The organism is Paraburkholderia denitrificans (assembly GCF_042655705.1).
GTDB lineage: Bacteria > Pseudomonadota > Gammaproteobacteria > Burkholderiales > Burkholderiaceae > Paraburkholderia > Paraburkholderia denitrificans.
Window position 1 is genome coordinate 1 of sequence record NZ_JBHSMP010000022.1, and the last position, 13,597, is coordinate 13,597.

Annotated in this window: 11 protein-coding genes; 1 reads left to right on the forward strand and 10 read right to left on the reverse strand. The window is 59.3% G+C overall.

Annotation, left to right across the window (positions count from 1 at the left end):
- The 9 genes from ACFPTO_RS18240 to ACFPTO_RS18280 form a co-directional block, all read right to left on the reverse strand.
- Positions 1-676, reverse strand: a 676-nt coding sequence (locus ACFPTO_RS18240) for an NAD(P)/FAD-dependent oxidoreductase (protein WP_377713417.1), incomplete at its 3' end; no start/stop codon positions are given.
- A 13-nt stretch (positions 677-689) separates the two neighbouring features.
- A complete protein-coding gene (locus ACFPTO_RS18245) occupies positions 690-989 on the reverse strand; it encodes a hypothetical protein (RefSeq protein WP_377713419.1) in 300 nt (99 codons plus the stop codon).
- Positions 990-1,037: 48 nt separating this feature from the next.
- Positions 1,038-1,763 carry a TetR/AcrR family transcriptional regulator gene (locus ACFPTO_RS18250; RefSeq protein WP_377713421.1) on the reverse strand — a complete coding sequence of 242 codons (726 nt, stop codon included), beginning with the start codon at positions 1,761-1,763 and terminating at the stop codon, positions 1,038-1,040.
- A 214-nt stretch (positions 1,764-1,977) separates the two neighbouring features.
- Positions 1,978-2,943, reverse strand: coding sequence for a WD40/YVTN/BNR-like repeat-containing protein (locus ACFPTO_RS18255; RefSeq protein ID WP_377713423.1), 966 nt, complete (start codon positions 2,941-2,943; stop codon positions 1,978-1,980).
- Between the two features lie 18 nt (positions 2,944-2,961).
- Positions 2,962-5,322, reverse strand: coding sequence for an efflux RND transporter permease subunit (locus ACFPTO_RS18260; RefSeq protein ID WP_377713425.1), 2,361 nt, complete (start codon positions 5,320-5,322; stop codon positions 2,962-2,964).
- 33 nt (positions 5,323-5,355) lie between these two features.
- Positions 5,356-7,188: a DUF1302 domain-containing protein gene (locus ACFPTO_RS18265; protein WP_377713427.1), complete on the reverse strand. Its 1,833-nt coding sequence runs from the start codon at positions 7,186-7,188 to the stop codon at positions 5,356-5,358.
- A gap of 85 nt (positions 7,189-7,273) precedes the next feature.
- A complete protein-coding gene (locus ACFPTO_RS18270) occupies positions 7,274-8,638 on the reverse strand; it encodes a DUF1329 domain-containing protein (RefSeq protein WP_377713429.1) in 1,365 nt (454 codons plus the stop codon).
- 730 nt (positions 8,639-9,368) lie between these two features.
- Positions 9,369-10,046: a TetR/AcrR family transcriptional regulator gene (locus ACFPTO_RS18275; RefSeq protein WP_377713431.1), complete on the reverse strand. Its 678-nt coding sequence runs from the start codon at positions 10,044-10,046 to the stop codon at positions 9,369-9,371.
- A gap of 425 nt (positions 10,047-10,471) precedes the next feature.
- Entirely contained in the window at positions 10,472-11,437 is a 966-nt protein-coding gene (locus ACFPTO_RS18280; protein ID WP_377713433.1) for an aminotransferase class IV, read from the reverse strand.
- Positions 11,438-12,020: 583 nt separating this feature from the next.
- Here ACFPTO_RS18280 and ACFPTO_RS18285 point away from each other — a divergent pair.
- Complete coding sequence (locus ACFPTO_RS18285; protein ID WP_465262957.1) at positions 12,021-12,293, forward strand: hypothetical protein; 273 nt, start codon at positions 12,021-12,023, stop codon at positions 12,291-12,293.
- A gap of 115 nt (positions 12,294-12,408) precedes the next feature.
- On the opposite strand, the gene ACFPTO_RS18290 is transcribed toward ACFPTO_RS18285, so the two are convergent.
- A complete protein-coding gene (locus ACFPTO_RS18290; protein WP_377713435.1) occupies positions 12,409-13,092 on the reverse strand; it encodes a TetR/AcrR family transcriptional regulator in 684 nt (227 codons plus the stop codon).
- Between the last annotated feature and the right edge of the window lie 505 nt (positions 13,093-13,597).

The window sequence follows — 13,597 nt, forward strand, 5'->3', positions numbered from 1 at the left end:
TGCCGATGCCGTAGACCTGCGGATCCGCGTTCTCGCCGAGCTTGAGCTTCTCGGTGAGCTGCCGGACCAGATGCCCGCGCGCACCCTCGCAAAAGAGCGTGTACTTCGCGTGCAGCTCCATGCCGAGCTGGAAGCTCCCGGTCGGCTCGCCATCCTTGCCGATACCCATGTTGCCGGTGGCGACGCCCTTCACCGAGCCGTCTTCACCATAAAGAATTTCGGCAGCCGGAAAGCCCGGAAAGATCTCCACGCCGAGCGCCTCGGCCATTGTCCCAAGCCAGCGTGTAACGTTCGCGAGGCTGATGACGTAGTTGCCGTGGTTCTTGAAGTTGTCCGGCAATGCCCAGTTGGGCACCGCTTTCGCGCCGGTTTCCGAGAGAAACAGGAAGCGGTCTTCCGTGACCTCGACGGTCACCGGCGCGCCCTGTTCCTTCCAGTCGGGGATCAGTTCGCTGAGCGCGCGCGGGTCCATGACCGCGCCCGAGAGGATATGCGCCCCGATTTCCGAGCCTTTTTCCAGGACGCACACGCCAATCTCGACGCCTTTTTCCTGCGCCAGTTGCTTCAGGCGGATCGCCGCAGACAGGCCAGCCGGACCGCCGCCTACGATCACCACGTCGTATTCCATCGACTCGCGCGGGCCGTATTGCTCGATCAGATTTGTTGCACTCAACATGCCATCCTCTGCGTCAGAACTGGTCTTCGATCGGGGCCAGTGCGCCCTTGTTGTCATGTGCTCCGCCGAGGACGGATTCGAACGCACCCGCACACGGCAGGATCTGCGTCGCGAAGCAATGTGCCATCGCCGCCAAACAAACGCGAAACATGGTAGCTGCGATCGATCCGGATCCCGGTGGCGAAACCGGACCATCTAGTGACAATTTCGGCCACGCGATAAGGATCGGGCAACGCACGTCACCTCGGTTCCGGTGCGGCCGGAACGCGTCGCGTCCACCCATCGTCGCCGCATTCTTCAGTCCGTTGCGCATGCAATGGGCCAGTCACTTCGTCGGCACATCTTTTGTAAACCGGCGATTTCACGGCTCCGTTCCGTTGCGCCTGGACCGTTCAAGTCGCGGGGCTGCCTCTGTCTCCGGCGACTTCCCCCACACCAGGGCTCGGGCCGTCGCAAGATACTTCTCCTCGATGTCACGCATGTAAGCGCGACTGCTACGCGCAGTGCCGAGATGCACGGTCAAGCCGTCCACCATCGAAATGAGCAATACCGTAATGTGCGCACTCTCGGTTTCCGTACGGGCCGGATTGGCAATCCGAATGAGCTTCGCGAGATCGGTGATCGCCGTTTCGTACCAGTCGTCGAGCAATCGGGCACATCCGGGATCCGCGGCTGCGATCGAGAAAAAATGCCACCACAGCGCGACAACCTTCGAATCCTTCACGTCGCGCAAGGTTCGATCGAGAATCTCATCAAGCGATTCACGTGGCGACGCGTTGCTTTCGAGCGCCTGTTTCAGATCGTAGAGATAGCTCTCTACAAGGGGCGCCATAACGGCCCGCATCACGTCCAGTCTGGTTGGAAAGTAGTATTGCAAATTACTGACACTGATTCCCGCGCGAAGCGCCACCGACCGCAGCGAGAAATCCAGCAGACCATCTTCGAGCAGGGCCTTCGTTGCAATCCGGATAATGGCGTTGTGCGTCCGTACCCCCTGCACTCTCAGGCCGTGCGGTGCGGCTCCCGATGGCGCAACGTCCAACTCGCGACGCTTGCGGCTACTGTGCTGTTCGTTTGGCACTGTCATCACTTCCGTCTTGAATGAAGCGGCCAGTTTCGCTGGCCGCGAAGCGCCAACGCCCGGCTCGCTGAATGGTTGTGACTACATCTAACACCACACTTGAGTTCCATGACCGGGCAAGCATTGCGGGAGCGGCACACGACTTCTCGCCACAGCGCGCCACGCGCCGCTTCCGCTTCAGGGGCCGGGATTCCTGCGTAAAGAGCCTTCCGCAGCCGCCCTAGCGAGCGGGCAGCACACCGTTCTCCGAGAACATGACCGGCTTCCCGGTGGCATCGATCAGGGCCGCAGTGAGGGCCGCGCGATCTTCGCGATGGTGGACTTCGAACGATGTGCCGCCTTCGCGCTTGCTGAACATCAGCCCGTCCAGCCCGACGCCCATCAGACCGCCGGGCGTAGTGCCCAACCAGGTGATCGAACTCCTGGCGCCTGCGTCCACCGGAGACCACGTCGCGCCACTGTCGTCGCTCTGGAACATACTGCCGAGCAGGCCGCCTACGACGATACGTCCGCCGGGCAACACCACGCCCGCCCACAGCGTCCCCTTGCCCCCTGTCGAGAGATAGTTCCAGTTAGCGCCGCCGTCAGCCGACTTGAGCACCATTCCCTGCTCCGAGGTGACGTACAGCGCCCCCTTCTGGTCGTCAAAAAGATGGTACAGATTGCGATCTGCCCTGGTGGCGCCCGGCGGCGCCGGCACCTTCACCTTCGTCCAGGTTGTTCCGCCATCGTGCGTCGCAAGCATCAGCGACCATAGCCCCGCCGCAATCCCATCTTTCTCGCTTGTAAACAACACGGAGAACAGCGGCTGATCGACAGAGAGATCGATACGCTGCGTCTGCCACGTGTCGCCGCCGTCGCTGCTCGCGAGGATGACGCCCCACTGCCCCACCGCCCACCCATGCTGCGCATCCGCAAAATTTACGGCAGAAAGCGTGGCGGAAACCGGCACGCGACTCGCCTGCCGCCACGTTTTTCCCTCGTCATCAGAAAGAAGAATTACGCCGTGCTCGCCGACCGCCACGATACGCTTGCCCGCGCGGGCGGCGTCCAGCAGCATCATGTGGCTCGGCCGATCCCACTTGTGCGCGGGTTTTGCCGCCCAATTCGCAACGGTTCCTTGAGGCTGGGCGAAAGCGACTGCACTTGCGCATAGCATCGCGCAGGCTACCAACATCTTGATCATGATTCGCTCCCGCGAATTTCAATGGCTAAAAAGGCCCGGCGCACGCGCCGGTTTGCGGCGCGGGAACCAACGCTCAAGTACCGAAGCGAGCGCCGGCAACGCCGTCATCGCCATCAGCAGGTTCACAAGGAACATGAACGCCAGCAGTTTCCCCATGTCCGCCTGGAACTTCAGCGCGGAGAAGCTCCATGTCGCGACACCAATCGCCAGCGTGATCGCCGTAAATATCGTTGCCACCCCAACCTCCTGCATCGCGAATTCGACCGCCTTCGCAATGCTGAGACCGCCCGCCAGATGCGCCTGCAAGCGGTTATAGATATAAAACGCGTAATCCACGCCGATACCCACGGCCAGCACCATCACGGGCAGCGTCGCGACAGTCAGGCCGATCTGCAGCTCTTTCATGAACCAGTAGCCGATGAATGTCGCTACGGTCAGCGGCAGGCAGCACGCCATCATCGCGCGCCAGTCGCGGTACGCAAGGAACACGAGGATCAGGATTGCCGCGTACACATTCAGCATCATCGGCAGCTCACTCGCCGCCACCTCTTCATTCGTGGCCGCCAGCACGCCCGCGTTGCCCGCAGCGAGGCGCACCGTGATGCCCGGGAACGGATGAGTCGCCCGGTATGCCTTCACGTCGGTCAGGATTTGACTGAGCGTCGTTGCCTTGTGGTCGGTCAGGAACAGATGCACGGCCGTCATACTGCAATCCGCCCGCATGAAACCCTTCGCGCGCCCAACATCCACCGATACCGACCCGTAGTTTCCGGGGTCGATCGGCACGACGTTCATCTTCGGATAGTCCTCGTTGTAGCCCTGGTTATAGCGGCGCAGCGCTGCCGAATACGACTCCACCGATACGACGCCTGGCTCCGTGCGCATGGCACTTGTAAATTCGTCCCCGTACAGGCCGACCGCCGGGTTATCGCAGGCGGTGCCGGACGATTCGATCACGACGGAGAGCCAGTCGAGGCCGATGTCGTAGCTCGATGCAATCGACGTCGCATCACGATTGAAACGCGCGCTCGCGCGCAACTCTGGCGCACCCGGCTGAAGCGTGCCGATCACGCGATCACGGCTTTGCCAGACCGCCAGCCCGAATACCACCAACGTCAGCGCGACCGCAACCTCCGCGAATCCGGGCTGTGCCACGCGCGCCAGGAATCGCAGCCAGCGTCCGCGCCGCTCGCCGCGTTTCAATGCCTTCTCCGCGTAGCCTTTCTTGAAGTGGAAGCACGACGCAGCCACCGGCAACAGCACGAGGTTCGTCACGATCTTGTAGCCCACGCCGAGCGAGGCCGTGATGGCAAGCTCCCGCACCATCGGAATCGGGATCAGCAGCAGCGTGATGAACGACACCAGGGCCGTCACGAGCGCCAGCACGCCGGGAATCAGAAGCCCGCTGAAGCTGTTGCGCGCCGCGTCGAACGATGTTTTACCGTGCGCAAGCTCCCGCACGATGAAATTCACCTGCTGAACGCCGTGTGATACGCCGATCGCAAATACCAGGAACGGCACGAGCACCGCCAGCGGGTCAAGACCAAAACCCAGTAGTTTGAGCGTGCCGAATTGCCACACGAGCGAAGTGAGCGAGCACAAGATCAGCAGCACCGTGAAGCGCACCGAGTGACAGTACCAGTAGACAGCGAGTGCGGTAAGCAGCAGCGCGATGGCACAGAAGCCGAGCACTGCTGTGGCGCCATCTGCAATATCGCCGATCTGCTTGGCAAAGCCGATGATCTGAACCTCGAACCCCGCGTCCTCGAACGGTTTGCGGATCTGCGCTTCGAGCAGGTGGTTGAACGCCACGTAGTCGAGCACCTTGCCGTTTCGGTCGCGCTCGTTGAGTTCCGCGGTAATCATCGCGCTGTTTTCGTTGTGCGAAACGAGCGTGCCAATATAACCGCCCACCGTCGTTGCACGGCGAATCTTTCCGACGACTTCCGGATCAAGCTGACTGGGGGTAATCGTGCCTGAAATGATCGGCTCGGCGCGGAAACCCTCGTCCGTAATCTCATTGACGTAGGCATTGGGCGTCCACAACGACTGCACACCGACGCGGTCCACGTTAGGCAGATAGGTCACCGCCTGCGTCACCTTGTACAGCCGCGTGAGGCCCTCCTTCGTCCAGATCGTTCCTTTTCGGGCGCGCACGACGACCGTGATCCGGTTTGCGCCCAGCAGATGCGACCGATATTTCTGGAAAGTCTGGATGTATTCGTGGCCGATGGGCATCTGTTTTTCAAACCCGGCGTCCATGCGCAATTGCACCGCAAACGCGGCCATGATGACAGTGAACAGGCCGATGACCCCAAGTACCACCAAGCGGTGCCCGAAGAGCACCCGTTCCAACAATTTGACGAAGCGATTTAGCACAACATTACCCCTTCAGGTGATTCAACGGCGTCGTCAGAAATTGCGCGTGGCGAATATCCCGACAAAATTCCGGTCCGCATAAGGCTGTCCCACCGTGTTATGCCCGCCCCAGAACATCGTGTAGTTGATGCCCGCTTGCCACACGGTTGGATTCTGGTTGAACAGCACATAAAGATTCAGCGACTTCGCACCCTGCATGTAGTTCGCCGTGAACGTCGGCGTGTACCCGTAGAGTCCGTCCGAGAAGGTCATACCCGGCGTCACCTGCCAGCCGTGAATCAACGTGCCGTCATAGGTCCAGTTGAAATCGAGCGTGACACCCGCCGAGCTTGCCGTGCCCTGTGGCGCGGCAATCGGATAGCCGAGCGTCGAACCGTTGTTCAGCCACGTCATGTAGCCGGCCTGCGGAATCTGCGTGACCGACTGTCCATTGACGGTGCGCGTCACACCATTCGAGCTGAGTCCCGGGTAGTAGATCCAGGTGAGTTCCCACGTCAGCGTCGCCGAATCCGCGCCCAGCAGCTTGAGGAACGGATACTCGCTGCGCGTCAGCGCCAGCAGACCGTTGACGTCGTACTGGAAACGCTTCATGTCGGCCCACTGCTGGCAGTCGAGGCCCGTCGTGCCATTGGTGACCAGATCGAAAGGGCCGCCCGCGCCATAGCAGGACGACAGCGCGACGGCATCATGTGGCCGGTACGAAAGCTCGGTGCCAATCGCCCATGCGCCAAGGCCGAAATTCGCACTGGCGCCGAAGAGCTGACGGTTCTGAAGATAGGACCACTTCAGGGACCCGTCGGCGAGCGACGAAAGCACAGGTGCCTTGTCCGTGTAGTTCAGGTAGTAAAACGCAAAGTTGGCGTCGAACGAGCGCGGCGCATAGTTGAACTTCACGCCGAACTGCGGCTTGTACTTCGAGGGCGCCTGCCAGGCAACCGGCACGCCAATGCTGTTGAACGGCGGTCCGGCGAAGGCACCATTGACAAGCCCGCTATTGATTGCATTGAGCACGTTCGCGTTGCCGCTGTTCGGCCCTGCGATCGCACCCGCACCCGGTCCCTGCACGTTGGGATTGTTGGCATTCAGCGTGAGCGGGCTCGTGCCGCGACCCACACTGTTGGATATGGACCAGTAACTGCCAACGGGGGGATAGCGGTTTCCATTCCACCAGAACTGGTAGTAGTCCTCAGTGCTAAACCCATGCGAAAGATCTGCTGCGAAGCTCAGCATCGGCGCCGGCAGCAACGCTTGCTTCAGTTGCGCGCCGGGAATCAGCAGCTTTTGCACGTCGAGTGAGTTCGTGGCGTTGATGCCGCCCTGCGCGAACATGCTCTCGCCCCAGTTGATCACCTGGTTGCCCAGCCGCACGTGAGCCGAATTTCCGGCAATCGTGAAATCCTTCTCCGCCCAAAGATCGAGCAACTGCGCGTTGTAGACGACTTGCGCCCGCGCGGTGCTCGACAGGGGCGTGCGATTCGTGTCCCCGGCGAGGAAGTCGTACATGCCCGTACCGCGGATCATGGCCTTCAGCCCCTCGCTGGGCATCGTGAACAGCAGCTCCGACGTCGCACTGATGTAGGTGCTGAACGGCTGGCCCTTGCGGTAATTCAGGTTGCCGTCGTCACCGGCGCCCCACTGGTTGACGTTGGCAGCCGCACCGCAGTTGAATGCGTTCGGATCGCCCGTCAACGAGCAACTCGGGTTTTTGGTGCGGATGCCTGCGCCCGCCGTGAGGTTGGTGACCCACGAACCCGTGATATCCCCCGCCCCCATCGTGAAATCGTAAGCATGTGCGTTTGCGGTTGCAAATGCACCAAAAACTGCCAGAGAAACGGTAGTTTTTCTAACTGTCATTTTCATCTTCATGGTCTCAGCCCGACGTCAACGTCCACGTCTACGTTGGCGCACGTCATCGACGTGCGCCAGCCCTCCCCTGTCCACTTGATTGGCTTTAGCGCTCGCTGACCGATCTCAGCGATTCTGCCGAGAAGAAATCCGTCTTGAAGCGCGGGTCGGCTACCTTTTCGAACCAGTGGACGTCCTTGCCGAGGCCGATCGTCGATTCATCGAAAACGTAGCGCCCATCATTCAGGTCGTACTGCACGAACGGCTCGTTGTCGCACGCGCCGCCGATGTCCCATGCCGGAATCGGATAACTTTCGCGCACCTTCCAGAGCTTGCCCTGGGCGTCGTAGTCCTCGCCCACCAGTGCAAGCCAGCTGTCCTCATCCAGATACAGGATTTTCTTCGAATCGACGTGACGGGCGGAAGATTTGAGCGTCGCCTCGACAACCCATACACGATGCACTTCATAACGACGGTGATCGGGCGAAATGCCTGCGGGCGTCGCAACGTCATGCAGCTTGTCCTTGAAGGTGTACATGCCGAAGTCGTTGTAAGGCACAAGCATTTCGCGCTTACCCACCAGCTTCCAGTTGAAGCGATCGAGAGAGCCGTTGAACATGTTGACCTCGTCGATCAGGTACTGGTTTTCGAAGCCGATTAGCGGTGCGTCGTGCGTATAGGCCGGCATCCGGCGCACGCGACGCTGGCCAGGGAAGTAGTAGTACGTCTCCGGGTCCCGGTCGAAATATTGCCGCTGTACGAAGGACTGGCCGGCCAGCGCCGCGGGAGACTCCATCGCGAAGTAGGCACCGAAGTTGAGCTGGTCGACGTCCTGCGGCGTGGCCTTGCCCGGCTTGCCGCTCGGGAAATAGTAGATTTGTGGGCCGACCACCTCGATCCAGTCGCTCCCGCCGGGGCGCGGCGAAATGGCGGTGACGTATTTTCCAAAGTCGATGCCTTCGCCGCGGTACCGCGTCTCGTAGTTCAGAACCGCTTCTGCGCCGCTCTTCGGCTGCGGGAACGCGACGCCCGGAAGCGCAACTGACTGAAGCTTTTCGCCCGTGGAATCGAGCTTCGCCGACGTCAGATTCGTCTTCGAGTTCTGTTCGGCGAAGTCCGGCAGCTGACATGTACGATGCGACGGATAGACATCCATCCGGTAACCCTTCAGCTGCTTGATGAGCTGCACCTGCCCCGGCGAAAGCTGGCTCGCGTATTTGTCGACGTTCGCCGCATCGATCGAATACAGGGGCTTCTCGCCTTTGTGCTTCCAGAAGTCGCCGCGGTTCTCCCCCCACGTCCAACCCGCCGGCGTCGCTTCCCGGCCCGCAAAGGCTGGAACGAGACCATCCTTGCTGGCGGCACGCTCGGCGCCGGCCGCCGTGAGATCGTCCGCAGCGGCGGTCCCCGCCAGGATCATTAACGCTGCTGCAATCGCAGATACCACCCCGATTCTGTGCTTCGTCATCATAGTGCTCCTTCCGATTCCATCCTTCGTGGTAACGACTTGCCCAATTGATCGCCGCTGCTTACTGGCTGCGCGACTCGCTGCGCGCAGTGCCCGGCCGTCGAGGCGCAGCCAGGGCAACACCGGCTACACCACCTGAACCGACATCGCGGACGACACCGCTTCGCCCCTCATTTCCGTGAACTTCATCGCGACGAACGCGATTTTCGACGCCTCGAAAACGGGGCGAGATAGTGGCCATCCATCAGCGCGCTATCGAGTCATGAAGCCCGGCAATTTGTAGGACATTAAACCTATATTAGGCACACTTAATTTGTTGTGCATGATGACTAAATTAGTAAATTTACAAAAGAATGGTAATCCCTGCTTTTCGCGGGTGGCAGCGGCAAGATTGGCAATGCGCCGAAAAATGGATGCGCAACAGAAGGGAAATGGAGGCGTAGAGGGAGCGCGAAGTGAGGGCTTGAGTCCAGACGCACGAAGAAGCACCCGCATGCACCGCGGTGTGCGGACGTTAATTAACGAAGGATCGCTGTACGGGGCGAACTGGACGCTGCGGTCTCTGCTCCCCTCAAGTTGCCTGATGAGGAAATTGCTCGAATGGCAAAAATTCTTGACCACGACGCGCCCCACCAGGCGCCATCAGCGTGGCAATGTGGACCTGTGCAGAGCGGCCGAAAATCCGATTGCGCCGAAGCCGGCGCAGTCTTTTGAGTTATCCGGGGGAACCTGGCTAACGTGCGTCATCCCTGACAATCAGATATTCAGGCAGTACGTTTCGCAGATAGCTGACACGAGCGCGTCTCGCGTTTTCTTCAGCCTCCGGTGTAATGAAGTTGTGCTGATGAAGCGACAGTGCGAAGAGTGCATCGCTAATTACAATTGCCTCCAGAAATCGTTCCGGGAGTGATGGGATCGCAGGCATGACGAACCGCTTGCTCAGTGCATCCACAATCGCGTTCGCCACTACCTTGTCGCACTCAAGGTCACGATGGCGAATCTCCGCTGAACAAGATCCAAGAATCACCTTCCTGACCGAGGAGCTTTCGTGATAAATGGCGATGAGCCTCCTGGACATGACGGCGTCAAATTCCTGCCAGGAGCCAACGACTACGTCGAGGGTTTTTATGACCTCTTCGAAGCGTGCGAGGTATCGTTCAGCGAGCGCAACGAATACCAGAGAAACCGAGGGGAAAAAATGATAGATGGTCGGAGGAGACGTCTGCATGGCAGCAGCGATGTGATATGGACTGATCTCGCCAGGCTCCATTGTCTCCAGCAATTTCTCAGTGGTGTCGAGTATGGCGTCGAACTTCAGCCGCCCGCGGCCCTGTGTTGGCCGCCGAATTGCGGGAGCTCCCCCATCGCCTTTGTCGGGCGTGACAACAGCATTCACTTCCTTGACCGACATTCAGCAGCCCTCCCGGAAAACTACCCGACCGAGGTCATCTCGATTGCGGGCCTAATGTAGAAAAATATGGACCTGATACAGGTGCTATCGACCAGTCACATCGTTGCGGCGCATTCGCCTCGTCACGTGCAACCAGGGATTGACGACTGTATTCATGGACGGGCATTCGGGTTCTGATAACGCGTCCGCCGTGCGTGCGTTCCACAACGAAGTACGCGTTCCAGACATGTTTGCCATATTTTAGCCGTAGCCGGGTGCAGCTACCGTCAGCCAGCCAAAGCGGGTCCCGTTGCGTTCGATGCGCCGTTCGGCGCGCATGGAGCGCACTACGCGACACGCGACACGCCCGGCCAGTTTCTCCGGGCGTACATTCGCGCTGACGTCATACAGATAGAATTCCGCGACCTCGCGGAAACAGCGTGTTGTCAGTCGTATGCGACAGGTGTTCCGTGCCAGCCCGCCCAGCGCTTCGTCCAATAGAGGTCGTGCATCCTCCTCGTATAGGCGTTTTCCCGATTCGATGCAATCGGCTTTCCACCGAGGCTGCCGACCGGGATGATGCCACCGGCGGTGGAGGTAAGGAAGATTTCGTCAGCGGCCTCAAGTGCGCTGACGTGGAAGCGGCCGACCTCCAATTCGAGGCCGACTTCCTTCGCCAACTCAAACGTAGCCAGGCGAGTGATGCCTTCGAGACAGCCATTTGCCGGTGTGCAGATGCGACCATCCTTGATGAAGAAGATATTCGCTCCGGGGCACTCGGTAAGATTGCCATCGACGTCGAGCAGTACCGACCAGTCGTGGCCCTTATCCCTCGCTTCAAACAAGGAGAGCTTCAGGTCCATCCAGTGAAAATTCTTTGCCCGCGGATCGACTGCGTGTTCGGGAATTCGGATGTAGCTCTGACTGACGTGCAGTGCGAGCCCTTTCTCGCGCATTTGATCGTCAGCGATGAACAGATAGGGAATGACAAATGCGTAAAACTGGCACTCGTACAGGTTGACGTCGTTTCGGTCCGTATGCGGCATCTGCCCGCGCGTGACGCCGTACCAGACATAGGCATCCTGAAATCCGGAGAGACGGACCAGATTTTCACAGATTTCACGCATTTGTTGTCTGGAATAGGGATTGCGCATACGAAACAGGTCGCACCCTCTTTCGAAGCGATCAAGGTGATCCTCGAGCCGGAAGAACATGCCCTTGCTCACACTCACTACGTCGTAAGTGCCATCCGCCTGCATAAAGCCAGTGTCAGTGATGGGTACACCCGCTTGCTCGACGGGCACGTATTCGCCAAACATAAACGCGACGCCCTCTTCGAATTCGGGTGCGTGCCTGTGCCGAGGATGAGCTCCACTGCTGTACATCACTTCTTCTGCACGGGTGAGTGCCATGAATTGCCTCTTTTGTGGGTGTGTGCGAGCCCGGTCACTGGCAGGGCCCAGCAGAGAACGTTGACCTGCGATCTAGTGCAGGGGGCGTACAAAAATAGATGAAAATCTATTTTTGATTAGGCTATATGGACGATTTCGTGCCGTCAATAGGGTTTACGCTGCGAGACAACTGAAGATCGGGTCATCAGCCGCCTCGCTGCGGGCCGCATAATTGTGGATTAATATCTATACATACCAGCCGCAACTTCAGCTCACTCCGGTCGAGACCTCGCTCCCGTATGGCATGAGTAGAGTGTTCGGTAACCCCTGTGTATCCGGTCCTGGATACGCAACGCACAGAGGACATTTGACGTCCCGCAGCATGTCTCGACAGGAATGGGGAAATTCGACCGTGAGAGTGCGCCAAAGAATTGCGGCATTCATCCCTTGAGGAATGACGCCGTGCCTCGCCTCTTCCCCGCGCCGCTGCGCGTTGCGATCAATGGTTGCGGTCGCATCGGCCGCTGCTTCCTGCGGGCGTTATACGAAGCGGGCTGCCGTGATGCCGTCAAAACGGGTACAACTCACGACGCTGCATTCGGTAATGAATGACCAGCCGCTGATTGACGGCTACCACCACCGGGATCTGAACCTGACACGTTCGGCAATGCAATCGGCCGTTCCTGTTTCGACTGGGCTTGCACGCGGCGTGGAACGCCTGCTTCCGGAACTTGATGGTCGCGTACATGCCAGGGCGATCCGCGTGCCCACGCATAACGCGTCGTCGATTGATATGGTCCTGTCCGTTGCGCGCCACGAGTGGGGTTTCGTGAGCCGCCTCGCGGATGTCACGCGCCACTGGCCCGGAGCGACGTGACCTTGGTGAATTCGACCGACTTCCCGCTGCTCGATGGACGGCGGGGAAGCATCCTGACTGGCCGCGCGGCTGAGTCGCTTGCGGAGAAAATCATTGCGACACAGCGTATTAACCGCTAGCGGCCTCTCTCCTCAGCGACTTCCCCGAAAACAAGGTAGCGCGCTGCAGCCATAAATGACGCATCGAATTTCTGCATGTACGGTCGCTTGATCCGCTCTGTGCCGAGATGCACCGAGACGCCATCGACCATCGAAATCAACAAGACAGCGATGTGCAAACTCTCGGCGGCGGTGCGGGCGGGATTTGCCGCACGGATCAGTTTCGCAACCTCTTCCGTCAACGTGTCGTACCAGTCGTTGAGCAATTGAGCACACTCGGGATCTGCCGAAGCAATCGCGAAGAAGTTCCACCACAGCGCACCAATCTGCGGATCTTTCGCGTCCTGCAATGCGCGATCAATCAAAACGACCAATGTTGCCTCCGGCGAGGCATCGCTCTCGAGCGCGGCCCTCAGCTCGACCAGATGCTTATCGACCAGAGGTACCATGATTGCGCGCAGCACAGCTGCGCGCGTCGGGAAATAATATTGGAGATTACTTACGCTGATGCGTGCGCGAACTGCAACGGCACGTAGCGAGAATTCCATCGGACCGCTTTCGAGCAACAGCTTTCTTGAGATTCGGATAATCGCGTTGCGCGTCCGCACCCCTTGGGCTCTCAAGTTGCCGGGTTCGGCGCCGGCAGGTGCAGTTTTTGATGTGCGACGTTTACGCGGCTCTTCTTTTGGCACTGTCGTCATTTCCGTTATGAGTAAAGCGTATCGGTCTCGCGGGCAGAAAAAGTAACGGCACTAACGGTAAGCTAGGTATACTTGCCTACATCTTACACCATGTAGTTTCCCTCACCGCGGACAGCCCCCGTCCCGCCACCGAGATCCATCGGACCTACCGGTAGCATCAATTAAGGCGGCGGTCAGCGTCGCGCGGCTATCACGCTGGCCAACATCGAATGACGTATTCCCTGGGCCCTGACTGAACACCACGCCGTCAAGCCCAACGCAGCACAATCCGTTTCCGCCGACAACAAGATCGGCAATCGAACTCCTGGCGCCCACCGCCAACGGCGTCCACGTTGCGCCGCCATCGCTGCTCTGGCACCGCCTTAAACAAAGTGCCCGGCTGGCAACGCCCCCCCCTGCATCGGATCCAGCGCATCGATCAGGGAATACCCCGTCTTTTTATTTTTTACCAACTTAGTCACTATGACCTAATTGGTCGCTAAGCCTAACTTAGGTATTGTGTTCT